37 protein-coding genes are annotated in these 25,185 nt (G+C 63.2%); 1 reads left to right on the forward strand and 36 read right to left on the reverse strand.

Annotated elements, in window-relative coordinates; all coding sequences use genetic code 11:
• Positions 1-121: 121 nt before the first annotated feature.
• Positions 122-499, reverse strand: a complete 378-nt coding sequence (locus IF809_RS17795; RefSeq protein WP_100176988.1) for a winged helix-turn-helix transcriptional regulator — start codon at positions 497-499, stop codon at positions 122-124.
• A gap of 120 nt (positions 500-619) precedes the next feature.
• Here IF809_RS17795 and IF809_RS17800 point away from each other — a divergent pair, with 120 nt between their 5' ends.
• The gene (locus IF809_RS17800) at positions 620-1,633 is read left to right on the forward strand and encodes a zinc-binding alcohol dehydrogenase family protein (protein WP_453983385.1); all 1,014 of its coding nucleotides are present in this window, start codon (positions 620-622) and stop codon (positions 1,631-1,633) included.
• Positions 1,634-1,731: 98 nt separating this feature from the next.
• Here IF809_RS17800 and IF809_RS17805 read toward each other — a convergent pair whose 3' ends face one another.
• From IF809_RS17805 to rpsL, 35 genes are all read right to left on the reverse strand, one after another.
• On the reverse strand, positions 1,732-3,048 hold the full coding sequence (locus IF809_RS17805) for a chloride channel protein (protein WP_453983384.1): 1,317 nt from the start codon (positions 3,046-3,048) through the stop codon (positions 1,732-1,734).
• 56 nt (positions 3,049-3,104) lie between these two features.
• Positions 3,105-3,401 (reverse strand): DUF1330 domain-containing protein, encoded by a 297-nt coding sequence (locus IF809_RS17810; RefSeq protein ID WP_128966820.1) that lies wholly within the window; start codon positions 3,399-3,401, stop codon positions 3,105-3,107.
• Positions 3,402-3,410: 9 nt separating this feature from the next.
• Positions 3,411-4,199: an SDR family NAD(P)-dependent oxidoreductase gene (locus IF809_RS17815; RefSeq protein WP_462838109.1), complete on the reverse strand. Its 789-nt coding sequence runs from the start codon at positions 4,197-4,199 to the stop codon at positions 3,411-3,413.
• Between the two features lie 151 nt (positions 4,200-4,350).
• A complete protein-coding gene (rplQ, locus tag IF809_RS17820; protein ID WP_057745449.1) occupies positions 4,351-4,767 on the reverse strand; it encodes a 50S ribosomal protein L17 in 417 nt (138 codons plus the stop codon).
• 122 nt (positions 4,768-4,889) lie between these two features.
• Positions 4,890-5,921, reverse strand: a complete 1,032-nt coding sequence (locus IF809_RS17825) for a DNA-directed RNA polymerase subunit alpha (protein WP_057745452.1) — start codon at positions 5,919-5,921, stop codon at positions 4,890-4,892.
• A 112-nt stretch (positions 5,922-6,033) separates the two neighbouring features.
• A complete protein-coding gene (gene rpsK / locus IF809_RS17830) occupies positions 6,034-6,423 on the reverse strand; it encodes a 30S ribosomal protein S11 (protein ID WP_007603045.1) in 390 nt (129 codons plus the stop codon).
• 122 nt (positions 6,424-6,545) lie between these two features.
• Positions 6,546-6,914, reverse strand: a complete 369-nt coding sequence (rpsM, locus tag IF809_RS17835) for a 30S ribosomal protein S13 (RefSeq protein WP_014494511.1) — start codon at positions 6,912-6,914, stop codon at positions 6,546-6,548.
• Positions 6,915-7,102: 188 nt separating this feature from the next.
• Positions 7,103-7,969, reverse strand: coding sequence for an adenylate kinase (locus tag IF809_RS17840; RefSeq protein ID WP_453983381.1), 867 nt, complete (start codon positions 7,967-7,969; stop codon positions 7,103-7,105).
• Positions 7,966-9,168: a preprotein translocase subunit SecY gene (locus tag IF809_RS17845; protein WP_462838110.1), complete on the reverse strand. Its 1,203-nt coding sequence runs from the start codon at positions 9,166-9,168 to the stop codon at positions 7,966-7,968. Before IF809_RS17845 ends, IF809_RS17840 begins: the two co-directional genes overlap by 4 nt.
• The gene (secY, locus tag IF809_RS17850) at positions 9,165-10,496 is read right to left on the reverse strand and encodes a preprotein translocase subunit SecY (protein ID WP_128966824.1); all 1,332 of its coding nucleotides are present in this window, start codon (positions 10,494-10,496) and stop codon (positions 9,165-9,167) included. Before secY ends, IF809_RS17845 begins: the two co-directional genes overlap by 4 nt.
• Positions 10,497-10,644: 148 nt before the next feature.
• Positions 10,645-11,130, reverse strand: coding sequence for a 50S ribosomal protein L15 (gene rplO, locus IF809_RS17855; RefSeq protein ID WP_128951226.1), 486 nt, complete (start codon positions 11,128-11,130; stop codon positions 10,645-10,647).
• Between the two features lie 74 nt (positions 11,131-11,204).
• Complete coding sequence (gene rpmD / locus IF809_RS17860; RefSeq protein WP_128966825.1) at positions 11,205-11,399, reverse strand: 50S ribosomal protein L30; 195 nt, start codon at positions 11,397-11,399, stop codon at positions 11,205-11,207.
• 25 nt (positions 11,400-11,424) lie between these two features.
• Complete coding sequence (gene rpsE / locus IF809_RS17865; protein WP_092228454.1) at positions 11,425-12,021, reverse strand: 30S ribosomal protein S5; 597 nt, start codon at positions 12,019-12,021, stop codon at positions 11,425-11,427.
• Positions 12,022-12,065: 44 nt separating this feature from the next.
• Positions 12,066-12,428, reverse strand: coding sequence for a 50S ribosomal protein L18 (gene rplR / locus IF809_RS17870; RefSeq protein WP_128966826.1), 363 nt, complete (start codon positions 12,426-12,428; stop codon positions 12,066-12,068).
• 11 nt (positions 12,429-12,439) lie between these two features.
• Positions 12,440-12,973, reverse strand: a complete 534-nt coding sequence (gene rplF, locus IF809_RS17875; protein WP_283086237.1) for a 50S ribosomal protein L6 — start codon at positions 12,971-12,973, stop codon at positions 12,440-12,442.
• A 16-nt stretch (positions 12,974-12,989) separates the two neighbouring features.
• Complete coding sequence (rpsH, locus tag IF809_RS17880; RefSeq protein WP_015685407.1) at positions 12,990-13,388, reverse strand: 30S ribosomal protein S8; 399 nt, start codon at positions 13,386-13,388, stop codon at positions 12,990-12,992.
• A 14-nt stretch (positions 13,389-13,402) separates the two neighbouring features.
• Positions 13,403-13,708, reverse strand: coding sequence for a 30S ribosomal protein S14 (gene rpsN, locus IF809_RS17885; protein ID WP_057745473.1), 306 nt, complete (start codon positions 13,706-13,708; stop codon positions 13,403-13,405).
• Between the two features lie 46 nt (positions 13,709-13,754).
• On the reverse strand, positions 13,755-14,312 hold the full coding sequence (gene rplE / locus IF809_RS17890; protein ID WP_128966828.1) for a 50S ribosomal protein L5: 558 nt from the start codon (positions 14,310-14,312) through the stop codon (positions 13,755-13,757).
• Positions 14,305-14,619, reverse strand: coding sequence for a 50S ribosomal protein L24 (gene rplX, locus IF809_RS17895; RefSeq protein ID WP_027564400.1), 315 nt, complete (start codon positions 14,617-14,619; stop codon positions 14,305-14,307). The genes rplE and rplX overlap by 8 nt, the downstream gene beginning before the upstream one ends.
• Positions 14,619-14,987 carry a 50S ribosomal protein L14 gene (rplN, locus tag IF809_RS17900; protein WP_007603030.1) on the reverse strand — a complete coding sequence of 123 codons (369 nt, stop codon included), beginning with the start codon at positions 14,985-14,987 and terminating at the stop codon, positions 14,619-14,621. The genes rplX and rplN overlap by 1 nt, the downstream gene beginning before the upstream one ends.
• An 84-nt stretch (positions 14,988-15,071) precedes the next feature.
• Positions 15,072-15,320 carry a 30S ribosomal protein S17 gene (rpsQ, locus tag IF809_RS17905; RefSeq protein WP_057745481.1) on the reverse strand — a complete coding sequence of 83 codons (249 nt, stop codon included), beginning with the start codon at positions 15,318-15,320 and terminating at the stop codon, positions 15,072-15,074.
• A 13-nt stretch (positions 15,321-15,333) separates the two neighbouring features.
• The gene (gene rpmC, locus IF809_RS17910) at positions 15,334-15,540 is read right to left on the reverse strand and encodes a 50S ribosomal protein L29 (protein WP_027520957.1); all 207 of its coding nucleotides are present in this window, start codon (positions 15,538-15,540) and stop codon (positions 15,334-15,336) included.
• A 5-nt stretch (positions 15,541-15,545) separates the two neighbouring features.
• Positions 15,546-15,959, reverse strand: coding sequence for a 50S ribosomal protein L16 (gene rplP, locus IF809_RS17915; protein WP_008136349.1), 414 nt, complete (start codon positions 15,957-15,959; stop codon positions 15,546-15,548).
• A gap of 30 nt (positions 15,960-15,989) precedes the next feature.
• Complete coding sequence (gene rpsC, locus IF809_RS17920; RefSeq protein WP_128966829.1) at positions 15,990-16,715, reverse strand: 30S ribosomal protein S3; 726 nt, start codon at positions 16,713-16,715, stop codon at positions 15,990-15,992.
• An 18-nt stretch (positions 16,716-16,733) separates the two neighbouring features.
• Positions 16,734-17,120: a 50S ribosomal protein L22 gene (gene rplV, locus IF809_RS17925; RefSeq protein ID WP_024342451.1), complete on the reverse strand. Its 387-nt coding sequence runs from the start codon at positions 17,118-17,120 to the stop codon at positions 16,734-16,736.
• A 10-nt stretch (positions 17,121-17,130) separates the two neighbouring features.
• Positions 17,131-17,409: a 30S ribosomal protein S19 gene (gene rpsS, locus IF809_RS17930; protein ID WP_008136357.1), complete on the reverse strand. Its 279-nt coding sequence runs from the start codon at positions 17,407-17,409 to the stop codon at positions 17,131-17,133.
• A 12-nt stretch (positions 17,410-17,421) separates the two neighbouring features.
• Complete coding sequence (gene rplB, locus IF809_RS17935; protein WP_092294147.1) at positions 17,422-18,255, reverse strand: 50S ribosomal protein L2; 834 nt, start codon at positions 18,253-18,255, stop codon at positions 17,422-17,424.
• A 12-nt stretch (positions 18,256-18,267) separates the two neighbouring features.
• Positions 18,268-18,570: a 50S ribosomal protein L23 gene (locus tag IF809_RS17940; protein ID WP_092294145.1), complete on the reverse strand. Its 303-nt coding sequence runs from the start codon at positions 18,568-18,570 to the stop codon at positions 18,268-18,270.
• Positions 18,567-19,187, reverse strand: coding sequence for a 50S ribosomal protein L4 (gene rplD / locus IF809_RS17945; RefSeq protein ID WP_011088150.1), 621 nt, complete (start codon positions 19,185-19,187; stop codon positions 18,567-18,569). Before rplD ends, IF809_RS17940 begins: the two co-directional genes overlap by 4 nt.
• Before the next feature lies 1 nt (position 19,188).
• Positions 19,189-19,905 carry a 50S ribosomal protein L3 gene (gene rplC, locus IF809_RS17950; RefSeq protein ID WP_128966830.1) on the reverse strand — a complete coding sequence of 239 codons (717 nt, stop codon included), beginning with the start codon at positions 19,903-19,905 and terminating at the stop codon, positions 19,189-19,191.
• A gap of 53 nt (positions 19,906-19,958) precedes the next feature.
• On the reverse strand, positions 19,959-20,267 hold the full coding sequence (gene rpsJ / locus IF809_RS17955; RefSeq protein WP_002712302.1) for a 30S ribosomal protein S10: 309 nt from the start codon (positions 20,265-20,267) through the stop codon (positions 19,959-19,961).
• An 81-nt stretch (positions 20,268-20,348) separates the two neighbouring features.
• Positions 20,349-21,539, reverse strand: a complete 1,191-nt coding sequence (gene tuf, locus IF809_RS17960; RefSeq protein ID WP_128966831.1) for an elongation factor Tu — start codon at positions 21,537-21,539, stop codon at positions 20,349-20,351.
• Positions 21,540-21,579: 40 nt separating this feature from the next.
• Entirely contained in the window at positions 21,580-23,652 is a 2,073-nt protein-coding gene (gene fusA / locus IF809_RS17965) for an elongation factor G (RefSeq protein ID WP_128966832.1), read from the reverse strand.
• A 33-nt stretch (positions 23,653-23,685) separates the two neighbouring features.
• On the reverse strand, positions 23,686-24,156 hold the full coding sequence (gene rpsG, locus IF809_RS17970; RefSeq protein WP_018647239.1) for a 30S ribosomal protein S7: 471 nt from the start codon (positions 24,154-24,156) through the stop codon (positions 23,686-23,688).
• Between the two features lie 15 nt (positions 24,157-24,171).
• Positions 24,172-24,543 (reverse strand): 30S ribosomal protein S12, encoded by a 372-nt coding sequence (rpsL, locus tag IF809_RS17975; protein WP_007603006.1) that lies wholly within the window; start codon positions 24,541-24,543, stop codon positions 24,172-24,174.
• Positions 24,544-25,185 lie beyond the last annotated feature (642 nt).

Genomic DNA, 25,185 nt, shown 5'->3' on the forward strand with positions numbered 1-25,185 from the left:
CGTCTTCGGTGAACGCCAGCACGTAGTTGAATGCGGTTGCCCTGCGCGCGCAGGTGGCTTTCCGAAGACGCTACACCTCTCCCCGCTGGGGAGAGGTGAGGAATGCAACCGCTCCCGCTCCTCACGCCGCGCGCTTCGGCTTTCTCACGACGACCGGCGGCGGTGCGCAGGACAGCCGCTGTTGGTGGCTCTCGCCCCAGGCCTTCAGAATATCGATCACCGGCTTGAGACTCTCGCCGAGTTCGGAAAGGCAATACTCCACCCGCGGCGGCACTTCGGCGTAGACCTTGCGGATGACGAGCTTGTCCTCTTCCAGCGCGCGAAGCTGCTTCGTCAGCATGCGCTGGGTGATGCCGGGCATCCGGCGGCGCAATTCGCCGAAGCGCTGGGTGCCGCTCTGGAGATGGTAGAGGATCACGCCCTTCCATTTGCCGTCGATCAGGTCCAGCGTCGCCTCGACCGAGCAGCCCGGGCGCCGGGCAAAATTGCGCCGTTTCATGCGTGTTTTCCCAATAGTATCCAAACAGGGACTATATCCCCGAATTTACAGTACTTGCCAAATCGGAGCCAGGGCGACAGTTAGAGCGGTAGGCGAAACGCCATCTGATGGAGACAAGCCATGAAGGCCGTCGGCTACAAGCAGTCGCTTCCGATCGAGGATCAGGATGCGCTGATCGATTTCGAAACCGCTAAGCCCGAGCCGAAGGGACGCGACATCCGCGTCGCCGTGAAGGCGATCTCGGCCAATCCCGTCGATTACAAGGTGCGCAAGCGCGCCGCCCCGCCCGAAGGCGAGACCAAGATTCTCGGCTATGACGCCGCCGGCGTGGTCGACGCCGTCGGCCCCGAGGTCACGCTGTTCAAGCCGGGCGACGAGGTGTTTTACGCCGGCTCGATCCTGCGCCAGGGCACCAATGCCGAATTCCACCTGGTCGACGAACGCATCGTCGGCAACAAGCCGAAGTCGCTGTCGTTCGCGCAGGCCGCGGCCCTGCCCCTCACCTCCATCACCGCGTGGGAACTGCTGTTCGACCGGCTCGGCGCAGTCCCCGGCAAGAGCGTCGATCCGCGCACGCTCCTGATCACCGGCGGCGCCGGCGGTGTCGGTTCGATCCTGATCCAGCTCGCGCGCCGCCTCACCGGCCTCACACTGGTTGCGACTGCGACGCGGCCGGAATCGCAGAAGTGGTGCCTCGATCTCGGCGCCCATGCGGTGATCGATCACGGCAAGCCGATGAAGGAGCAGATCGAGAGCTTGAGGCTGCCGCCGGTCGCGCTGGTGGCGAGCCTCACCTTCACCGATCAGCACTACAAATCGATCGCCGAGTTCATGGCACCGCAGGGCCGTTTCGGCCTGATCGACGATCCCCCGGAATTCAACATGGGCACGTTCAAGGGCAAGGCGATCTCCGTGCATTGGGAATCCATGTTCACGCGCTCCTCGTTCCAGACGCCGGACATGATCGCGCAACATCACCTGCTCAATGACGTCGCCGACCTCATCGACAAGGGCGTTTTGCGCACCACGCTCGACCAGACTTTCGGCACGATCAACGCCGCCAACCTCAAGCGCGCGCATGCGCTGCTGGAAAGCGGCAAGTCGCGCGGCAAGATCGTGCTGGAAGGATGGTAAGCTGAGACCTCGTACGGTGGGCAAAGGCGCGCTTGCGCCGTGCCCGCCACCTCGCGACGGCGGCAAGAGATCGGGGGCACGCTTGCGCTTTGCCCAACCTACGGCGTCTTATCCTCCGGCGGACGGCTCGCCCGCTCAATGAAGCCTTTGGCGAGCGCGTGATAAATGCCTTCCTCGCAGATCATTCGCGAGGTTGCATGCGCAATCAACGCAGACGCCATCAACGGCACGACCATGCCGTGATTGTCGGTCATCTCGGTCACGATCACGAAGGCAGTGATCGGCGCCTGCACCACGCCGGCGAAATAGGAGACCATGCCGAGCAGCATGATCGCGCCGAGCGGCGCATCGTGGAAGAACGAGGCGATGTTGCTGCCGATGCCGGCACCGACGGCGAGCGACGGCGAGAAGATGCCGCCCGGGACACCGCTGATCGCGGCAAAGGTCGTCGCGAGGAGCTTGAGGATTCCGAAGTCTTGAGGCAATGGCGCGCTGTGGTCGAGTGCGGTCTTCACCTGCGCATAACCCGTGCCGTAGATCGTGTCGCCGGACACCAGGCCACAGATCGCGACGGCAAGGCCGCAGGCGAAGGCGAACCAGAGCGGATGGCCCTTGATCGCCCTTCCGAGCGGATTGTTGAAGCCGCGCGCCATGGCGATGACGACGCGGCTGAACAGGCCACCCGCGAGTCCCCCCGCCACGCCGCAAAGCGGAATGGCCAGCCAGTCGGCACCGCGCGCCAGCGTCATCGCGCTGCTGCCGAAATAGGCGTAATTGCCAGCCAGTGCGAGCGAGGTCAGACCGGCCGCGATAACGGCGGCAATGATGAGGCTCGACGTGCGGGTCTCGAACGCGCGGCTCATCTCCTCGATGCCGAAGACGATTCCCGCCAGCGGCGTATTGAAGGCCGCAGCGACGCCCGCGGCGGCACCGGCCAGGATCAACCCCGGCTGGCGGCGCGGCGAGACACGGCCGAGCGCAAACATGATGGAGGCACCGACCTGAACGGTCGGCCCTTCCCGCCCGACCGAGCCGCCGCACAGCAGCCCGAACAAAGTGAGGATGATCTTGCCGATCGCGATCCGGATCGAGACCAGATTAGCGCGCGCCGTCTGGTCGGTCAGATGCCGGGCGGCGATGGCCTGCGGAATGCCACTGCCCTGCGCATTCGGGAACAGGCGGATGGTCAGATAGGCCGACAGCATGAAGCCGAGCGGCGTCACCGCCAGCACGGCATAGCGCGACTTGGTCAGCAGGAGCGCAAAGGCGTGCTGCGCGAGATCGGCGAGCTGTGCCAGCGCCACCGCCGCGGCGCCGACCCCAATGCCGCCGAGCACGAAGATCGTGCGCCGCTGCCATCGCGCGGATGTGAGCCTGAACAGACGTTTGTGGCGGGTGGAGAGGGGCCAGAGCATGGAGCCCTGTTGTACCCGGTTGCGCTCCGAAAAGAAGGGGCAAACCGGCAGATCAGCTAGATGGGAGCCGTCCCCTCGACAAACAGCAGCCGCCGCTCCAGCGCCGTCCGCCGCAGCTTGAGCGCCTCGGCGTAGTCCGGCGAGGCATACCATTCCTTCAGCCGCGCCATCGAGGGGAATTCGACGATCACGATGGCCTTCGGCGGGAGGTTGCCCTCCGCCATTTCCGCCTTGCCGCCGCGCACGAGATAGCGCCCGCCGTACTGTGCGATCGTCTGCGCGGCGAGCGTGCGATAGGCTTCAAATCCCTCGGGATCGCGCATCTCGACTTCGGAAATCACATAGGCCGTCATGCTTCGCTCCTACGCGATCGTGTTGACGATGCCGCCTTCGGCGCGCAGCGCCGCGCCGTTGGTTGCGGAGGCTTCTTTCGAGGCGACGTAAACCACCATGTTGGCGATCTCGTCGACACTGGCAAAACGCTGGATCAGCGAGCTCGGGCGGTGCTGCTTGACGAAGTTGGCCGCGGCCTCGTCGACCGATTGCCCGTTCTGCCTGGCGAGATCCTTCACGAAGGTCTCGACGCCCTCGGACATGGTCGGGCCAGGAAGCACCGAGTTGACGGTGACGCCGCTGCCCCGGGTGAGCTGCGCGAGGCCGCGCGCGACCGCAAGCTGGGCCGTCTTGCTCATGCCGTAGTGGATCATCTCGACGGGAATGTTGAGCCCGGACTCCGAGGAGATGAAGACGATGCGGCCCCAATGGCGCTTGAGCATGCCCTTCATGTAGGCGCGCGACAGCCGAACGCCGCTCATGACGTTGACCTCGAAGAAACGGCTCCAGTCCTCGTCCGGAATCTCGAAGAAGTCCTTCGGCTCGAAAATGCCGGCGTTGTTGATGAGGATGTCGACCTCCGGCAGATCAGCCACCAGCGCCTTGCAGCCCGCGACGGTCGAAACGTCGGCGGCGATGCCGCGCACCTTGGCCCCGGCTCCCTCGAGCTTGCGCAGGGCCGCATCGACCTTGTCCTGGCCGCGCCCGTTGATCACCACGCTGGCGCCCGAGCCGGCAAGGCCCTTGGCGATGGCGTGGCCGATGCCGGCGGTCGAGCCGGTCACGAGCGCGGTCTTTCCGGAAAGGTCGATCTTCATGCGATGTCTCCATTGATGCTGATGGAGATATCGGGCGCAGCACCGACGGCCGCAATCGGCCCTCACTCATGCGTGAGGGGCGAACGAGCACGCGGCAACAAAAAAGCGGCGCCCGGAGGCGCCGCTTTCGGAATACTGATGTCGAGTTGGCTTACGCCGCCTCGGCTTCCTTCGCCTGCACCGGGCCGGAGTCCTGGCCCTTGGCATCGACGTCGCGATCGACGAATTCGATTACGGCCATTGCGGCGTTGTCGCCGTAGCGGAAGCCTGCCTTGATGATGCGGGTGTAGCCGCCCTGACGGTCCTTGTAGCGGGGCGCCAGCACGTCGAACAGCTTCTTGACCTGGTCCTTGTCGCGCATCTCGGAGATGGCCTGGCGACGCATGGACAGGCCGCCCTTCTTGCCGAGAGTGACGAGCTTCTCGACGATCGGACGAAGCTCCTTGGCCTTGGGCAGCGTGGTGACGATCTGCTCGTGCTTGATCAGCGCGGCCGCCATGTTGGCGAACATCGCGCGGCGGTGCTCGGCCGTGCGGTTGAGCTTCCGATGAACCTTGCCGTGACGCATGTAACTATTCCTTGTTCTAGAACTGCCGCGACCGTTCGTCGGACATGTTGCTCAGGTGGGCTGCCTGCGTTCGCCCAATAAAAATCGTGGCCGGATGACTCCGGCCACGACGGTCGAAATGCTCAGTAGTGATCTTCGAAGCGCTTGGCGAGCTCGTCGATGTTCTCCGGCGGCCAGCCCGGCACTTCCATGCCGAGATGCAGACCCATCTGGGCCAGCACTTCCTTGATCTCGTTCAGCGACTTGCGGCCGAAGTTCGGGGTGCGGAGCATTTCCGCTTCGCTCTTCTGCACGAGGTCGCCGATGTACACGATGTTGTCGTTCTTCAAGCAGTTGGCCGAACGCACCGACAGCTCGAGCTCGTCCACCTTCTTGAGGAAGGCCGGGTTGAAGGCGAGGTCCGGGATGATCTCCTGGGCGACTTCCTTGCGCGGCTCTTCGAAGTTGACGAACACGTTGAGCTGATCCTGCAGGATGCGGGCGGCGTAAGCCACCGAGTCATCCGGCGAGATCGCGCCGTTGGTCTCGATCGTCATGGTCAGCTTGTCGTAGTCGAGGATCTGGCCCTCGCGGGTGTTCTCGACCTTGTAGGAGACCTTGCGGACCGGCGAGTACAGGCTGTCGACCGGGATAAGGCCGATCGGCGCGTCCTCGGGACGGTTGCGCTCGGCGGGCACGTAGCCCTTGCCGGTGGAGACCGTGAACTCCATGCGGATCTCGGCGCCCTCGTCGAGGGTGCAGATCTGGAGGTCAGGGTTGAGCACGACGACGTCGCCCACGGTCTGGATGTCGCCGGCGGTGACGACGCCCGGGCCGGACTTCTTCACGACCATGCGCTTGGGGCCTTCGCCCTGCATCTTGATCGAGATGTCCTTGATGTTCAGCACGATGTCGGTGACGTCCTCACGGACGCCCGCGATCGAGGAGAACTCGTGCAGCACGCCGTCGATGTGCACCGACTGCACCGCCGCGCCCTGCAGCGAGGAGAGCAGAATGCGGCGCAGCGCATTGCCGAGGGTCTGGCCGAAACCGCGCTCGAGCGGCTCGGCAACGATGGTCGCGAAGCGGCTGGGGTCGCTGCCGGGCGTGACCTGGAGCTTGTTCGGCCGAATCAGTTCTTGCCAATTTTTCTGGATCGTCACTGTTTCACCCATACAGGCCAGTCGATTTGAAAATTCAAACACTGGCGTTGGAGAAAGGCCGCAGATCAAACCCGCGGCTTCTTAAAAAAAGCATCGCGGGCACCACAGCGCCCGCAACTTCGTATCAGACGCGCCGACGCTTGCGCGGACGGCAACCGTTGTGCGGGATCGTGGTCACGTCGCGGATCGAGGTGACGGTGAAGCCAGCGGCCTGGAGCGCGCGGAGCGCCGACTCACGGCCCGAACCGGGACCAGCGACCTCAACTTCCAGCGTGCGCATGCCGTGTTCCTGCGCCTTCTTCGAAACGTCTTCGGCGGCGACCTGCGCGGCGTACGGGGTCGACTTACGCGAGCCCTTGAAGCCCATCGTGCCGGCGGAGGACCAGGCAATCGTGTTGCCCTGCGCGTCGGTGATGGTGATGGTCGTGTTGTTGAACGACGAGTTCACATGCGCGACGCCCGAGGCGATGTTCTTGCGCTCACGACGACGAACGCGGGTGGCTTCCTTGCCCATAGACTACCTTTCCTAGAGATCTCAAACGCCGCCGTAATGCCAGCGGCTACACCTGTGGAACGAAAAGCGCGTGGCGAACGGGTTGCCCCTCTTCGCCACACGCCGCGACTGGAATAGAAAACTTACTTCTTCTTGCCGGCGATGGCCTTGGCCGGGCCCTTGCGCGTACGCGCATTGGTGTGGGTGCGCTGGCCGCGCACCGGCAGACCGCGACGATGACGCAGGCCACGATAGCAGCCGAGGTCCATCAGACGCTTGATGTTGATGCCGACTTCGCGACGCAGATCGCCCTCGACGAGATAGTCGCGGTCGATGACTTCGCGGATCTGGAGCACTTCAGCGTCGCTGAGCTGATTGACGCGACGATCCTCGGGGATCTTCACCTTTTCGAGGATCTCACCAGCAATCTTCTGGCCGATGCCATGGATGTACTGGAGCGCGATCAGCACGCGCTTGTTGGTCGGAATGTTCACGCCGGCAATACGGGCCACGGCCTTCTCTCCTGTTGCCGATCCCTCGTCAGGAATCGGGCTTTAAGTGCTTATGTTTCTCGGGCAGGTGTTCACAAACGCGAACACGACGCCCACCCCTGGTCTTCCTGGGGCCCGGCATCGTTTGAAACTATCCGACTTGGATGCGGGGCTTATTAGGGGATTCAGGGGGCTTTCGTCAACCGCTGCTAGCGCTTAGCTCGCTTTTTCGTGACCTTTTTTGCTGCCTTCTTGGCACCTTTCTTGACGGCCTTCTTAGCGGTCTTTTTGGCACCCTTCTTGACGGCTTTCTTGGCAGCCTTTTTGGGGCCCTTCACGGCCTTTTTGGCTGATTTTGCCGGTTTTGCAGCCTTTTTGGCCACTTTTGCCGGCTTTTTGGCTGCCTTGACCTTTTTGGCCGCCTTCTTGGCTGGCGCCGCCTTGGCCGCGCTGCGGGCGTGGGTCTTACCATGGGTCTTTGGCTCGACCGCGCCCAGCGCCAGGAGCTGGCGGTGGATGGCACGGGTGACCTCGTCGATCGCCATCATGCCGTCGATGGTCGAGAGCTTCCGCCGCTCGGAATAGTAGTGAATCAGCGGTTCCGTCTGGCTGCGGTAGCTGGCAAGCCGCTTGGTCAGGACCTCCGGGGTGTCGTCAAGCCGGACTTCCTCCCCGCGCTCCCGCATCTGGGCGACGCGAGTCTCCACGCGACTCAGCAGCGCGCTCTCGTTGACACGCAGCTCGATCACCGCATCGAGCTTCATGTGCTTGTGCTTCAGCAGCTCATCGAGCGCCTCGGCCTGCGGCACGGTACGGGGGAAGCCGTCCAGGATGAAGCCGTGCTTGGCGTCGGGCTGGTCGATCCGGTCCGAGATGATTCCGACCACGACGTCGTCAGGGACGAGACCGCCGCTGGCCATGATCTCCTTGGCCTTCAACCCGACCGGCGTTCCGGCAGCGACCGCCGCGCGCAACATCTCGCCGGTCGAGAGCTGAACGATACCATAGCGCTGCACCAGCAGCTGCGCCTGGGTCCCCTTGCCCGACCCCGGCGGTCCCAGAAGTATAATTCTCATCGGCGTACGCCCCCCGGATTGGTGAGCGATACGTCGCGCACCTGTGTTTGAAGATCGAGAATGGTGCAGACCACAATCAGCGCCGCACCACCATTCATACTATAGGGCAGCCCGTTTCCGTAAACCAAGAGTGCTTCCGGAATCATCTGCACCATCGTCAGGTAGACGGCTCCGACGAGGGTCGTCAATGACACGACGCGATCGAGATGATCCGCGGTGGCCTCCCCCGGCGCGATGCCGGGAATCGCGCCGCCCTGCCCGGCAAGCTGTTCGGCGACCCGTTCGGGATCAACCACAAAGGATGTGTAGACGAACGCCAGCACGAACACCGCGACCGAGATCACGATCAGATGGGCAGGACGCCCGACCTGGAGGGATTGGTAGAGCGCTTCGATCCAGGGGACGCCCCCAAGCAGGAAGCCTGCAGCCGACAGCGGCAGGAAGATGAACCAGGGCGCCACCGTGGTCGGTATCAGGAAGCCGGCGTTGTTCAACTTGACCGGGAGCAGCGCCGTCCGCGCCGGCAGGATCCTTGCCCCCACGCTACGCTCGGCAAAGGCGATTCCGATGTTTCGCCGCGCGCTTTCGACAACGACGATCAGGACGACCGCAGCGACCCAGAACACGATGTGGAACAGCACGAGATCGCTGGAGACCGAACCGCTTCGAATCAGCTCCCGCACGTTTGACACATCAGACGGCAGCGCCACGAGGAAGCCGATGCTCAGCATCAGCGCCAGCCCGTTACCGATGCCGTGGCGGGTGATCTGCTCGCTGAGGAAGATCAGGGCGAACACGCCGCCGACCATGGTCGCCGTCGCCGTGACCACGAACCAGCCCTCGGGGTCGCTAACCAGATTCGGCACGTCCTTGAGGGCCGAGGCGATGCCGTAGGCTTGGAACGCGGCGAGGACCAAGGTCAGGGCGAGCGTAAGGCGGGCAATGCTTCGCCGGCCTGCCTCGCCCGATCGCTCCAGCGCGTTCAAGCCGCGCCAGACCACCGACAACAGCCGGATCAAGATGGCAGCGCTGAGATAGGGAACGAGACCGAGCGCAAACAGCGAGAGACGAGCAACGACCCCGGCGGTGAGTGGCAGGGTCGAGGTCAGCACGCCCGGCACGGGAACATGCGTGCCTAGCCTGAAAAGGAGCAGCGCGCCAATCGTGAAACCGATCCGGCGCGCAAGCTCCCCATTCATCTACGGCGGCCCCTCAGCTTCGACTTCCGGATCAGGCCTTCGTACTGATGAGCCAGCAGATAGCCCTGAACCTGCGCCACCGTATCCATGGTCACGCTGACCACGATCAGGAGCGACGTCCCGCCAAAGTAGAACGGCACCGAGGCGTAGGAAATCAGAATTTCCGGGATCAAGCAGACGATCGCCAGGTAAATTGCGCCGAGCACGGTGATCCGCGACAGCACGTAGTCGATATATTCCGCGGTGCGCTCGCCTGGACGGATGCCCGGGATGAAGCCGCCATGCTTCTTCAGATTGTCCGCCGTCTCGGTCGGGTTGAACACGATCGCGGTGTAGAAGAAGGCGAAGAACACGATCAGCGCGAGATAGAGGATCAGGAACAGCGGCCGGCCATGGCCGAGCTGGGTGGTGATCCACTGGAACCACTCCGGCCCCTTGCCGGCGTTGAAGTTCGCGACCGTCGTCGGCAGCAGCAAGAGCGAGGACGCGAAGATCGGCGGGATCACGCCCGAAGTGTTGAGCTTGAGCGGCAGATGCGAGGACTGGCCCTCGAACATCTTGTTGCCGACCTGACGCTTCGGATACTGGATCAGCAGCCGGCGCTGGGCGCGTTCCATGAACACGATGAAGGCGATCACGGCGACCGCCATCACAATCACGATCAAGATCAGGCCGGTCGACATCGCACCCTGGCGGCCGAGCTCGAGCATGTTGGCGAGCGCTGCGGGGAGTTCAGCGACGATGCCGGACAGAATGATCAGCGAGATGCCGTTGCCGATGCCGCGCGAGGTGATCTGCTCGCCCAGCCACATCAGGAACATGGTGCCGCCGGTCAGCGTGATCGCGGTGGAGAGACGGAAGAACATGCCGGGATCGCTGACGACGTTGCCGGCGCCTTCGAGGCCAACGGCGATGCCGTAGGACTGGAACGCGGCCAGGATCACCGTGAGGTAGCGGGTGTACTGGTTCAGCGTCTTGCGACCCGCCTCACCTTCCTTCTTCAGCGCCTCGAGTTGCGGCGAGACGGTGGTGAGCAGCTGGATGATGATCGAGGCCGAGATGTACGGCATGATGTTCAGCGCGAAGATCGCCATGCGGTGGATGCCGCCGCCGGCGAACATGTTGAACATGCCGAGAATGCCGCCCGCCTGCGACCTGAACACCTGCTCCCAGATGTTGGGATCGATGCCGGGCAGCGGGATGTAGGTCCCGAGCCGATAGACGAGCAGCGCACCCAGCGTGAACCAGATGCGCTTCTTGAGTTCGTCGGCCTTGGCAAACGCGCCGAAATTGAGGTTGGCTGCCAGTTGTTCCGCTGCTGAGGCCATATTGGACTTTCTCCCGCCGCCTTTTGCGCCGTCATACCCGCGGCCGGGCTATTGGGCGGACGCCGGACATTATCTGGTGCTCGGCTTCGATAAGTCCATCGTCCCGCATGCGTAAAGGCCCGCGAGGCGCGGGCCAATGACGCAGTTGTTACGCCGCCTCGCCTTCTTCCTTGGCAGGGGCGAGGATCTTCACCGAACCGCCGGCCTTCTCGACCGCTTCGATCGCGGACTTGGTGGCGCCGTGCACTTCGATGTTCAGCTTAGCCTTGAGTTCGCCGCGGCCAAGCAGCCGCAGGCCGGCCTTGGCGCGGCGCAGCACGCCGGCCTTCACCAGCGCCTCGACGTTCACGACACTGCCGGTGTCGAGCTTCTTGGCATCGACGGCGTCCTGGAGACGGTCGAGATTGATCTCGGCATACTCGACGCGGAAGATGTTGTTGAAGCCGCGCTTGGGCAGACGGCGATGCATCGGCATCTGGCCGCCTTCAAAACCCTTGATGCGCACGCCCGAACGCGCGGTCTGGCCCTTGCCGCCGCGGCCGGACTGCTTGCCCTTGCCCGAACCGATGCCACGGCCGACGCGCATACGCTTCTTGCGCGAGCCGGCGTTATCGGCGATATCGCTGAGCTTCATCGCCCTGCTCCTTGTTTCTTGCGCATGATCTTCACCGAAAGCCGGATCCGGTCTTCGGGATCATGCGCCGCTTCTTACTTCTCGCCGACGATACGGACGAGATGGTGAACCTTCTCGATCATGCCGCGGACAGCCGGAGTATCCGGCAGCTCGCTGGTGCGGCCGATCTTGTTGAGCTTGAGCCCGATCAGCGTCGAACGCTGCGAGTGATGGCGGCGGATCGCGCTGCCGGTCTGCTCGAGCTTGATCGTCTTTACGGCCTTGGCCATCGTGGTCTACTCCGAAAAGCGTTGGTTAGTCCGCAGCCGCCTCGGCATCGCCGCCGACGCGACGACCCTGGAGGGTGGACACCTTGATGTTGCGGCGCGCCGCGACCGAACGCGGGCTGTCCTGATGCTTGAGCGCATCGAAGGTCGCGCGAACCATGTTGTACGGGTTCGATGAGCCGATCGACTTCGCCACCACGTCCTGGACGCCGAGCGTCTCGAACACGGCGCGCATCGGACCACCGGCGATGATGCCCGTACCGGCCGGAGCTGCACGCAGGTAGACACGACCCGCACCGTGACGGCCGGCGATGTCGTGATGCAAGGTGCGGCCCTCGCGCAGCGACACGCGGGTCAGGTTGCGCTTGGCGGACTCGGTGGCCTTGCGGATCGCCTCAGGAACTTCGCGCGCCTTGCCGTGACCGAAGCCGGCGCGGCCCTTCTGATCGCCGATCACGACCAGCGCTGCGAAACCGAAGCGCTTGCCGCCCTTGACGACCTTGGCGACGCGGTTGATGTGCACGAGCTTGTCGACGAACTCGCTGTCGCGCTCCTCGCGCTCCCTGCGTTCACGTCCGCCGCCGCCGCGTTGATCGCGTCCACCACGTTGTTCGCGTTCTGCCATTTTTCCAATCCTTCAGAGGCTTGCGCCTCAATCCTCAAATTCTGTTAGAAGCTCAGCCCGCTCTCACGCGCTGCGTCGGCGAGAGCCTTGACGCGCCCGTGGTAGAGGTAGCTGCCGCGATCGAACACGACTTCCTTGACGCCCTTCTCGGCGGCGCGCTCGGCCAGCAGCTTGCCGACCGCCTTCGCCGCATCGATGTCGGCGCCGGTCTTGCCGCCGTCGCGCATCACCTTCTCGAGCGACGAGGCGGAGGCCAGCGTCTCGCCCTTCAGGTCGTCGATGACCTGGGCATAGATGTGCTTGGACGAGCGGAACACCGACAGACGCGGACGACCACCACCGGAGCGGCGCAGCTTCAGCCGCACACTCCGCTTGCGCCGGGCATTCGTAACCTTGGCTTTGGACATGACCGGCTCCGTTACTTCTTCTTGCCTTCCTTGCGGAAGATGAATTCGCCCACATACTTCACGCCCTTGCCTTTGTAGGGCTCCGGCGGACGGTAGGCGCGGATCTCGGCAGCAACCTGGCCGACGCGCTGGACGTCGCTGCCGGTGACCGTGATCTCGGTGGGCTTCGGCACGGTGATCGTGATCCCTTCCGGGATCGGGTAGATCACGTCGTGGCTGTAACCGAGCGCGAGCTGCAGGTTCTTGCCCTGCATCGCGGCGCGGTAACCGACGCCGGTGATTTCGAGCTTCTTCTCGAAGCCCTTGGTGACGCCTTCGACCAGATTCGCGACCTGGGCGCGAGCGGTGCCGTAAAGGGCGCGCGCGCGATTGGTCTCGGCCCGCGGCTTGACCTTGATCTGGCCGCTCTCGAGCTTCACCTCGACGTCGTCATGGACGACGAACTGAAGCTGGCCCTTTGGCCCCTTCATCTTGACGGTCTGCCCATCGACGGTCGCGGTCACACCGGACGGCACCGCCACAGGCCTTTTGCCAACTCGTGACATGGATGAAAAATCCTTCTCAGAACACCGTGAAGAGGACTTCACCGCCCACGTTCGCTTCGCGCGCACTGTGGTCGGCCATGATCCCCTTCGGCGTCGACAACACCGAAATACCGAGTCCGTTATTGACCCGCGGCAGGTTCTTCACCGAGGCGTAAACGCGGCGCCCGGGCTTGGAGACACGTTCGATCTCGCGGATGACGGGCTCGCCGTCGAAATACTTCAGCTCGATCTCGATCTCGCTGCGGCCCGAGGAATGCTCGAGCGTCGCGTAACCGCGGATGTAGCCCTCGCTCTTGAGCACTTCGAGGACGTTCTCGCGCATCTTCGAGCCCGGCGTGGAGACCTTGCTCTTGGAACGCATCTGCGCGTTACGGATGCGGGTGATCAGATCGCTGATTGGATCGTGCGTAGACATCTAAACGACCCTCCTTACCAGCTCGACTTCACGAGGCCCGGGACCATGCCCTTGGAGCCAAGGTCGCGGAGCGCGATACGGGACAGCTTGTTCTTGCGGTAGTTCGAGCGCGGACGGCCCGACAGCTCGCAACGCAGACGGATGCGGGTGGCCGACGAATTGCGGGGCATTTCCGCAAGCTTCAGGGTGGCGGCGAACCGCTCCTCCATCGGCAGCGTCTTGTCGGCGATGATCGCCTTCAACCGCTCGCGCTTCGGGGCGGCGTTCTTCACCATCCGCTTGCGCCGGTTGTTCTTCTCGACTGAACTCTTCTTTGCCATGCTTGGCTCCTGGGTATCCGCGTTTGAGAGGCTTTAGGTCAGCGTCTCACTGCCGGAACGGGAAATTGAAAGCGGTCAACAAGGCCCTCGCCTCTTCGTCGGTCTTGGCCGTGGTGCAGACGGTGATGTCCATACCGCGGGCTTCCGTGACCTTGTCGAAGTCGATCTCGGGGAAAATGATGTGTTCCTTGATGCCGAGCGAATAGTTGCCGCGGCCGTCAAAGCTCTTCGGGTTAAGACCGCGGAAGTCGCGGACGCGCGGCAGCGCGACCGTCACCAGGCGATCGATGAACTCGTACATGCGAGCCTTGCGCAGCGTGACCTTGCAGCCGATCGGCTGGTTCTCACGCAGCTTGAAGGTCGCGATAGCGATGCGCGAATAGGTCACGATCGCCTTCTGGCCGGCGATCTGGGTCAGCTCGGCAGCGGCGGTCTCGGCCTTCTTGCGGTCGTTGACGGAATCGCCAACGCCCATGTTCAGCACGACCTTGTCCAGGCGAGGAACCTGCATCACGTTCTGATAACCGAACTTCTCGGTCATCGCCGTGCGGATCTTCGCGTCGTATTCCGCGCGCAGGCGCGGGGTGTAAGCGGCCTCAGCCATCGATCTCAGCTCCCGAGCTCTTGGCGATGCGAACCTTCTTGCCGTCCGCCAGAATCTTGAATCCGATGCGGGTCGGCTTTCCGTCCTTGCCGACATACGCGATGTTGGACAGTTGGATCGGCGCCTCTTTCGAGATGATGCCGCCCTCCTGGGCCTGCGTCTGCTTCTGGTGACGCTTGACCATGTTGACGCCGCGCACCAGCGCCGTGCCGGCGTCGGGGCGAACCTCGAACACTTCGCCGGTGCGGCCCTTGTCGCGGCCGGTCAGCACGACGACCTTGTCGCCCTTGCGGATCTTCGCAGCCATCACAGCACCTCCGGCGCGAGCGAGATGATCTTCATGTGGTTCTTCGCACGCAGCTCGCGCGGCACGGGCCCGAAGATACGGGTGCCGACCGGCTCCGACTGGTTGTTGATCAGAACGGCGGCGTTGCGGTCGAAGCGGATGACCGAACCATCGGCACGGCGGATGTCCTTGCGGACACGCACCACGACGGCCTTCATCACATCGCCCTTCTTCACCTTGCCACGCGGAATGGCTTCCTTGATCGAGACGACAATGATGTCGCCGATCGTGGCGTAGCGGCGCTTGGAGCCTCCGAGCACCTTGATACACATGACACGGCGTGCGCCAGAATTGTCGGCCACGTCGAGGTTGGTCTGCATCTGAATCATTGATGCACCTCGTCCTCTTTCTCTTTGCGCCAGCCTAGCCGGCGCTCAACATTTCCCTGAAGTCAGTCGGCCAAGGCCAACAGATCAGGCGCTTTTCTTGTGTTCGCCCCGGATCACGATCCAGCACTTCAACTTCGAAATCGGCTTGGTCTCTTCGATCCAGACCATGTCGCCCGGCTTGAACTCGTTGTTCTCGTCGTGCGCGTGGTAGTTCTTCGAACGGCGGATCGTCTTCTTGTAGATCGGATGCGTGAAGCGGCGATCGACGCGCACCACGACGGTCTTGGCAGTCTTGTCGCTGACGACCACGCCTTGCAAAGTACGTTTCGGCATATCCGTTAGCCCCTTACTTCTTCTTCGCGCGCTGCTGCGCAGCGACAGTCTTGATCCGGGCGATGTCGCGGCGAGCCTCGCGCAGGCGCGAGGTGTTCTCGAGCTGCCCGGTGGCACGCTGGAAGCGCAGGTTGAAGCGCTCCTTCTTCAGGTTCAGGACGGCATCGTCCTGCTGGTCGGGGCTCATCGCGCGGATGTCTTCGATCTTCATCTGGGCCATGGCCATTACTCCGCAATGCGCTCGACGAAGCGCGTCTTGATCGGCAGCTTGGCGGCCGCCAGCGTCAGCGCCTCGCGCGCCGTCTGGGTGTTGACGCCGTCGATCTCGAACAGCACCCGGCCCGGCTTGACGCGGGCCACCCACAGTTCCGGCGAACCCTTGCCGGAGCCCATGCGGACTTCGGCCGGCTTCTTCGACACCGGAACGTCGGGGAACACGCGGATCCAGACGCGGCCGGCGCGCTTCATGTGGCGGGTCAGCGCGCGGCGGGCGGCTTCGATCTGGCGCGCGGTGACGCGTTCAGGCTCGGTCGCCTTCAGGCCGAACTGGCCGAACGCCAACGTCGCGCCCGAAGACGCAACGCCGTGGATGCGGCCCTTATGCGCCTTCCGGAACTTCGTTTTCTTAGGTTGCATCATGGCTTCAAGCCCTCAAATTCGCAGTGCAGCTCAGGCTGCAGCATTGTCGCGGCGCTGACGGCCACCACGATCGCTGCTGCCACCCGTCTCGCCTTCGGCCATTCTCTTGTCCTGGGCCATCGGATCGTGCTCGAGGATCTCGCCCTTGAAGATCCAGACCTTGACGCCGCAGGTGCCGAAGGTCGTGAACGCGGTCGCAACGCCGTAGTCGATGTCGGCGCGCAGCGTGTGCAGCGGCACGCGACCTTCGCGGTACCACTCCATGCGCGCGATTTCCGCACCGCCCAGGCGACCCGAGCAGTTGATACGGATGCCTTCCGCGCCGAGACGCATCGCCGACTGAACGGCGCGCTTCATGGCGCGGCGGAACGCCACGCGGCGCTCGAGCTGCTGCGCGATCGACTCGGCCACCAGCGTCGCATCGAGCTCCGGCTTGCGGATTTCGACGATGTTGATGACGACGTCGGACGAGGTGATGTCCGCGACCTTCTTGCGAAGCTTGTCGATGTCGGCGCCCTTCTTGCCGATCACCACGCCCGGACGGGCCGAGTGGATGGTGACGCGGCACTTCTTGTGCGGACGCTCGATCACGATGCGGGCGACGGCCGCCTGCTTGAGCTCCTTGTGCAGGATCTCACGGATCTTGACGTCCTCGTGCAGAAGCTTGCCGTATTCCTGCTTGCCGGCGAACCAGCGGGAATCCCAGGTCCGGTTGATGCCGAGGCGCAGACCGATCGGATTGATCTTTTGACCCATCGTGTTCTCCTGCGTCCCTTAAGCCGCTGCTTCGGCTTCGACCTGACGAACGATGATCGTCAGCTGCGAAAATGGTTTGTAGACACGGCCCGAGCGACCACGGCCACGGGCGGCAAAGCGCTTCATCACCAGACCGTTGCCGACGAAAGCCTGCGCCACGACGAGATCATCGACGTCCAGGTCGTGGTTGTTTTCGGCGTTGGCGATAGCCGATTCCAGGCACTTCTTCACGTCCACCGCGATCCGCTTGCGCGAAAACTGCAGGTCGGCGAGCGCAGCGGAAGCCTTCCGGCCGCGAATGAGCTGGGCGACCAGGTTGAGCTTCTGCGGGCTCACCCGCAGCATCCGGGCGACCGCCTTGGCCTCGTTCTCGGCGAGGCTCCGTTCGCGCTTAGGTTTGCTCATCGTTTAATCCTCAAGCCTTCTTGGCTTTCTTGTCGCCGGAGTGGCCATGGAAGGTCCGGGTCGGCGAGAACTCGCCGAACTTGTGACCGACCATTTCCTCGTTGACGGCCACCGGCACGTGCTTCTGACCGTTGTAGACGCCGAAGGTCAGGCCGACGAATTGCGGCAGGATCGTCGAGCGACGGCTCCAGATCTTGATGACGTCGTGACGGCCGGACGCGCGCGCGGCATCTGCCTTCTTGAGCAGAGAACCCTCGACGAACGGGCCTTTCCAGACTGAACGAACCATGTCCGTCGTTCCTTACTTCTTCCGCTTGTGGCGGCTTAGGAGAATGAATTTGTTGGTCGACTTGTTGGTGCGGGTCTTCTTGCCCTTGGTCGGCTTGCCCCACGGGGTGACCGGGTGGCGACCGCCCGAGGTACGACCTTCACCACCGCCGTGCGGATGGTCGATCGGGTTCATGGCGACACCGCGGTTGTGCGGACGACGGCCCATCCAACGCTTGCGACCGGCCTTGCCGATCGAGGTGTTCATGTGGTCCGGGTTCGACACCGCGCCGATCGTGCCGCGGCAACGGCCGTGCACCAGGCGCTGCTCACCCGAGTTCAGACGGATGATGACGTAGTCCTGGTCGCGACCGACCAGCTGGGCGTAGGTGCCGGCGGAACGAGCGAGCTGGCCGCCCTTCCCGATCTTGACCTCGATGTTGTGGATGATCGTGCCGACCGGCATGTTGCCGAGCGGCATGACGTTGCCCGGCTTCACGTCGACGTAGTTGCCGGCAACGATGGTGTCACCCACGGCCAGGCGCTGCGGCGCCAGGATGTAAGCCTGCTCGCCGTCCTGATACTTGATCAGGGCGATGAAGCCGGTGCGGTTCGGATCGTATTCCAGCCGCTCGACGGTCGCGGGAACGTCGATCTTCTCACGCTTGAAGTCGACGGTGCGCAGCGTCTGCTTGTGGCCGCCGCCGCGGAAGCGCACGGTGATGCGGCCGGTGTTGTTGCGGCCGCCCGAGGACTTCTTGCCTTCGGTAAGCGCCTTGACCGGCTTGCCCTTGTAGAGCGCCGAACGATCGACCATGACCAGCTGGCGCTGGCCGGGCGTCGTGGGATTGAATGTCTTCAGTGCCATCGTCGTGCGACCTTACAGACCGGTGGTGACGTCGATCCGGTGGCCCTCTTCGAGGGTCACGATCGCGCGCTTGGTGTTCGACTGCGAGCCGAGATTGCCGCGGAAGACCTTGACCTTGCCCTTGCGGACCAGCGTGTTGACGCTCTTGACCTTGACGTCGAAGAGCTTCTCGATCGCTTCCTTGATCTGCGGCTTGGTCGCCTTGGCGGCCACCTTGAACAGGACCTTGTTGTGCTCGGACGCCAGCGTCGCCTTTTCGGTGACGACAGGCGCGACGATCACGTCGTAATGGCGGGCCTCGATGTTCTTCGTCATTTGAAGCGCGCCTCCAGCGCATCGATGGCGGCCTTGGTCAGAACGAGCTTCTGACGGCGCAGGATGTCATAGACGTTGATGCCCTGGATCGGCAGCACGTCCATGTTCGGGATGTTGCGGGCCGCAGCGGCAAAGCCGTTGTTGAGCTCGGCGCCGTCGATGATCAGCGCGTTGGTCAAGCCGAGGCCCGAGAAGTGACCGAGCAGCGCCTTGGTCTTGGCGGCTTCCAGCGCGGCCTTGTCGATCACGAGCAGGTCGCCGTCCTTGGCCTTGGCCGAGAGCGCATGCTTCAGAGCGAGCGCACGGACCTTCTTCGGCAGGTCGGTGGCGTGCGAGCGCACCACCGGACCGAAGGCACGGCCGCCGCCGCGGAACTGCGGCACGCGGGCCGAGCCGTGACGAGCACCGCCGGTGCCCTTCTGCTTGTACATCTTCTTGCCGGTGCGCCAGATCTCGGCGCGGCCCTTGGCCTTGTGAGTGCCGGCCTGACGCTTGTTGAGCTGCCACTGCACGCAGCGTGCAATGATGTCCTGGCGCGGCTCGAGCCCGAAAATGGCGTCGGACAGCTGGACCGAGCCGGCTTCCTTACCCTCGAGGGTGGTGACCTTCAATTCCATCTCACGCACCCTCTTGCTGGGCCGCAGCCTCGGCTTCGCCGCCCGCAACCTTGAACTTGCCGGGCTTCGGAGCTTCCTTCGGCAGCGGCTTCTTGACGGCGTCGCGCACGCGGATCCAGCCGCCCTTGGAACCGGGAACGGCGCCTTCGACGAGGATCAGGCCGCGCTCGACATCGGTCTGGACGACGCGAAGGTTGAGCGTGGTGATGCGATCGACACCCATGTGGCCGGGCATCTTCTTGTTCTTCCAGGTCTTGCCGGGATCCTGACGACCGCCGGTCGAACCGATCGAACGGTGCGAGATCGACACACCGTGCGTGGCGCGCAGACCGCCGAAGTTCCAGCGCTTCATACCGCCGGCGAAGCCCTTACCGACCGAGGTGCCAGTGACGTCGACGAACTGGCCGACGACGAAGTGATCGGCGAGAATCTCGGCGCCGACGGGGATCATGGCATCCGCGGACACGCGGAACTCCTCGACCTGCCGCTTCGGCTCGACCTTGGCGACCGCGAACTGGCCGCGCTCCGCCTTGGGCATGTACACGGTCTTGCGGCTGCCAGAACCAAGCTGGAGCGCGACATAGCCGTTCTTCTCTTCAGTGCGGTGGCCTACGACCTGGCAATTGCCGAGCTTCAGCACGGTCACGGGGATATGTTCGCCGGCCTCTGTAAAGACCCGCGTCATCCCGACCTTTTGTGCGATCACTCCGGAGCGCATCGGCGTGCTTCCTGTTCTTTCTGTCCGCTAACCGCGAACGTGATCCAAAAATCTTAGAGCTTGATCTCGACGTCGACACCGGCGGCCAGGTCGAGCTTCATCAAAGCATCGACGGTCTGCGGGGTCGGATCGACGATGTCGAGCAGACGCTTGTGAGTGCGCATCTCGAACTGTTCGCGGCTCTTCTTGTCGACGTGGGGCGAACGGTTGACGGTGAACTTCTCGATGCGGGTGGGCAGCGGAATGGGTCCGCGGACCTGCGCACCGGTGCGCTTCGCCGTGTTCACGATCTCGCGGGTCGACGTATCGAGGATACGATGGTCGAACGCTTTGAGACGGATGCGAATATTTTGGCCGTTCATTGCCGTGTCTCTCTTCGTTGGGTGGCGAATAGCGAATAGCGAATGTCACCATTCGCTACTCGCCGATCCCTATTCTCGTAATTACTCGATGATCGAAGCGACGACGCCGGCGCCGACGGTGCGGCCACCTTCGCGGATCGCGAAACGGAGCTTCTCTTCCATCGCGATCGGCACAATCAGGTGCACTTCCATCGCGATGTTGTCGCCCGGCATCACCATCTCGGTGCCTTCCGGCAGGTGCACCACACCGGTCACGTCGGTGGTGCGGAAGTAGAACTGCGGACGGTAGTTGGTGAAGAACGGGGTGTGGCGGCCGCCCTCTTCCTTGGTGAGGATGTAAGCCTCAGCCTTGAACTTGGTGTGCGGCTTGACCGAGCCCGGCTTGCACAGCACCTGGCCGCGCTCGACGTCTTCGCGCTTGGTGCCGCGGAGCAGCGCACCGATGTTGTCGCCGGCCTGGCCCTGATCGAGCAGCTTGCGGAACATTTCGACGCCGGTGACGGTGGTCTTCTGGGTGGCACGGAGACCGACGATCTCGATTTCCTCGCCAACCTTGACGATGCCGCGCTCGACGCGGCCGGTCACGACGGTGCCGCGGCCCGAGATCGAGAACACGTCTTCAACCGGCATCAGGAACGGCTGGTCGATCGGACGCTCCGGCTGCGGGATGTAGCTGTCGACGTTCTTCATCAGCTCGATGATGGCGTCGTGGCCGAGCTTCTTGTCGGAATCTTCGAGAGCGGCGAGCGCCGAACCCTTGATGATCGGAATCTTGTCGCCCGGGAAGTCGTACTTGGAGAGCAGCTCGCGGACTTCGAGCTCGACGAGCTCGAGCAGCTCCGGATCGTCGACCATGTCGCACTTGTTGAGGAACACGACGAGCGCGGGCACGCCGACCTGGCGGGCGAGCAGGATGTGCTCGCGGGTCTGCGGCATCGGGCCGTCAGCGGCCGACACGACCAGGATCGCACCGTCCATCTGGGCGGCGCCGGTGATCATGTTCTTCACGTAGTCGGCGTGGCCGGGGCAGTCGACGTGGGCGTAGTGGCGGTTCGGCGTCTCGTACTCGACGTGCGCGGTCGATATCGTGATGCCGCGCGCCTTCTCTTCCGGCGCCTTGTCGATCTGGTCGTACGCGGTGAACGTCGCACCGCCGGCTTCGGCGAGAACCTTGGTGATCGCCGCGGTCAGCGACGTCTTGCCATGGTCGACGTGACCGATGGTGCCGATGTTGCAGTGCGGCTTGGTACGTTCAAACTTTGCTTTGGCCATTTGACTCTCCGTTCAATCGTCAGCTTTAGACCGACGATAATCAGGCAAACTTCTTTTGGACTTCCGCCGACACGTTAGCCGGCGCTTCTGCGTAGTGATCGAACTGCATGGTGAAGGTCGCGCGACCCTGGCTCATCGAGCGCAGGTTATTCACGTAACCGAACATGTTCATGAGCGGCACCATCGCGTTGATGACGTTGGCGTTGCCGCGCATGTCCTGACCCTGGATCTGACCGCGCCGGGAATTCAGGTCGCCGATGACCGAGCCGGTGTAGTCTTCCGGGGTCACCACTTCGACCTTCATGATCGGCTCGAGCAGGACGGACTTGCCCATCTGCAGCGCTTCGCGGAAGCAGGCGCGCGAAGCGATTTCGAAGGCGAGCGCCGACGAGTCGACGTCGTGATACTTGCCGTCGACGAGCTGCACCTTGACGTCGACCACGGGGAAGCCCGCGACCACGCCGGACGACAGCACGCTCTCGAGGCCCTTCTCGACGCCGGGGATGTATTCCTTCGGCACCGCGCCGCCGACGATCTTCGACTCGAACTCGTAGCCCTTGCCGGGCTCGTTCGGCTCGACGATGAACGAGACGGCGGCGAACTGGCCCGTACCACCCGTCTGCTTCTTGTGGGTGTAGCTGTGCTCGACGCGCTTGGTGACACGCTCACGGAACGCCACCTGCGGCGCGCCGATGTTGGCGTCGACCTTGTAGGTGCGCTTGAGGATGTCGACCTTGATGTCGAGATGGAGTTCGCCCATGCCCTTGAGGATGGTCTGACCGGACTCGTGATCTGTCGACACGCGGAAGGACGGATCCTCCGCGGCGAGCTTGGCCAGCGCCACGCCCAGCTTCTCCTGGTCGGCCTTGGACTTCGGCTCGATGGCGATCTCGATGACCGGCTCGGGGAATTCCATCTTTTCGAGGATCACCTGCTTGTCGGGATCGCACAGCGTATCACCAGTGCGCGCTTCCTTCAGGCCGGCCAGCGCGACGATATCGCCGGCATAGGCTTCCTTGATATCTTCGCGATTGTTCGCATGCATCAAGAGCATGCGCCCGATGCGCTCCTTCTTCTCACGGGTCGAGTTCACGACGCCGGTGCCGCTCTGCAGAACGCCGGAGTAGATGCGACAGAAGGTGATGGTGCCGACGAACGGGTCGTCCATGATCTTGAACGCGAGCAGAGCCAGCGGCTCCTTGTCGTCCGCCTTGCGCACGACTTCGTTGCCCTTGTCGTCGGTACCCTTGATCGCGGGCACGTCGAGCGGCGAAGGCAGATAGTCGACGACGGCGTCGAGCAGCGGCTGCACGCCCTTGTTCTTGAAGGCCGAGCCGCACAGCACGGGATAGAACGCGCCGGTGAGCACCGCCTTGCGGATCAGGCGCTTCAGGGTCGCCTCATCGGGCTCCTTGCCGTCGAGATAGGCGGCCATGGCATCGTCGTCGAGCTCGACGGCGGCTTCCACCATCTTCTCGCGGTATTCCTTGGCTTGGTCGACGAGATCTTCCGGAATGTCGACATAGTCGAACTTCGCGCCGAGCGACTCGTCGTTCCAGACGACGCCCTTCATCTTCACGAGGTCGACGAGACCCTTGAAGTTGTTCTCGGCACCGATCGGAAGCTGAATCGCGACGGGCTTCGCACCCAGACGGTCAACGATGTCGGCCAGACACTTGAAGAAATCGGCGCCGATCTTGTCCATCTTGTTGGCGAAGACGATGCGCGGAACCTTGTACTTGTCGCCTTGGCGCCAGACGGTCTCGGTCTGGGGCTCAACGCCCTGGTTCGAGTCGAGCACGCAGACGGCGCCGTCGAGCACGCGCAAGCTGCGCTCGACTTCAATGGTGAAGTCGACGTGGCCGGGAGTGTCGATGATGTTCAGGCGCTTGCCGGCCCAGAACGCGGTGGTCGCAGCCGAGGTGATCGTGATGCCACGCTCCTGCTCCTGCTCCATCCAGTCCATCGTCGCGGCACCTTCGTGCACTTCGCCGATCTTGTGGCTCTTGCCGGTGTAATAGAGGATGCGCTCGGTCGTCGTCGTCTTACCGGCGTCGATATGCGCCATGATACCGAAGTTACGGTAGTCCTCGATGGCATGTTGGCGGGGCATGGGGTGTTCCTTGCGAGTCCGTTTGTTTCGCCGTTACCAGCGATAATGCGAGAAGGCGCGGTTGGCTTCCGCCATCCGATGCACGTCTTCACGCTTCTTGACGGCGTTCCCACGGTTGTTCGATGCGTCGAGGAGCTCAGCCGAGAGCCGCTCCGTCATCGTCTTCTCGTTGCGCTCGCGCGCAGCTGCGATCAGCCAGCGGATGCCGAGAGCCTGACGACGGGTCGAGCGAACTTCGACCGGAACCTGATAGGTCGCGCCGCCGACGCGGCGGGAGCGCACTTCGATCGTCGGCATGACGTTCTCAAGTGCCTGCTCGAACACGCCGAGCGGGTTCTGCTTGGTCTTGGATTCGATGATACCAAACGCGCCGTAGACGATACCTTCGGCGACCGACTTCTTGCCGGCGTACATCACCGAGTTCATGAACTTCGTGACGATGATGTTCCCGAACTTCGGATCGGGAAGAACTTCGCGCTTTTCCGCTGAGTGGCGACGAGACATTGAGCTGGTTCCCGCTTACTTCGGACGCTTCGCGCCGTACTTCGAACGACGCTGCTTACGGTTCTTGACGCCCTGGGTATCCAGAACGCCGCGGAGGATGTGATAGCGCACGCCGGGCAAGTCCTTGACGCGGCCGCCGCGGATCATGACCACCGAGTGCTCCTGAAGGTTATGGCCCTCGCCCGGGATGTAGCCGATCACCTCGAAACCGTTGGTCAGACGCACCTTGGCGACCTTACGAAGCGCCGAGTTCGGCTTCTTCGGGGTCGTGGTGTAGACGCGGGTGCAAACACCACGCTTCTGCGGCGACTGCTGCAGCGCCGGCACCTTCTTGCGCGACTTCTGCACTTCACGCGGTTGAGCGATCAGCTGGTTGATCGTCGGCATCCTGGCCTTACCCTTTGTTATCGCGACCCCTTCCGGGCCCGCTGTCTTGCCGCGGCCCGTTGCCGGGACCGCAAATTCTTGTCGAGCTTCCCGCCGACGAGGCCCGCTCCGCACGGAACAATCCGCGCAAAGCGAAATTGCGCCAACCGCTCCATCACCGAGCGGAAAGCGCTTCGACGCCACAGAGGACCGCAGTATTTAGGCCGGTCAGCTCAAAGCCGCGGCCCGCGCACTGAGGTCATGCATCCGAATTCGACCTCAAGAGAACTGGCTCGAGAGACCTAAAATCGCACTGGCATTGCCTAGCTATTATCGACAGCGTTTGAGCGGCATTCGTCGAGGTTGGTGCCCGTTGAGCGATCCCTGGGGATCAACGGGTGGCCCGTTCCGACGCTGGCGATGCTCACCGCCTGTCGTTAAGTGAGGCGCTTTCTATAAGTGAGAATCGGTCAAGTCAAGGCGAAACGACAGCGACAAAGCGCTTCTCGCGCCTTCGGAAATTGCCCGCCCGACGCCCTCGCCGCAGGCTCCCGATATGGGAGGGAAGGCTCTGCGTCTCAAGACCTACGCAAATTACACCCGGGTGAAATATACTTTTATAACCAATGCTAAGGCTATTTTTCCTGTTGATGCGTCAATCTG

The sequence above is a fragment of the Bradyrhizobium sp. UFLA06-24 genome (genome assembly GCF_054967145.1).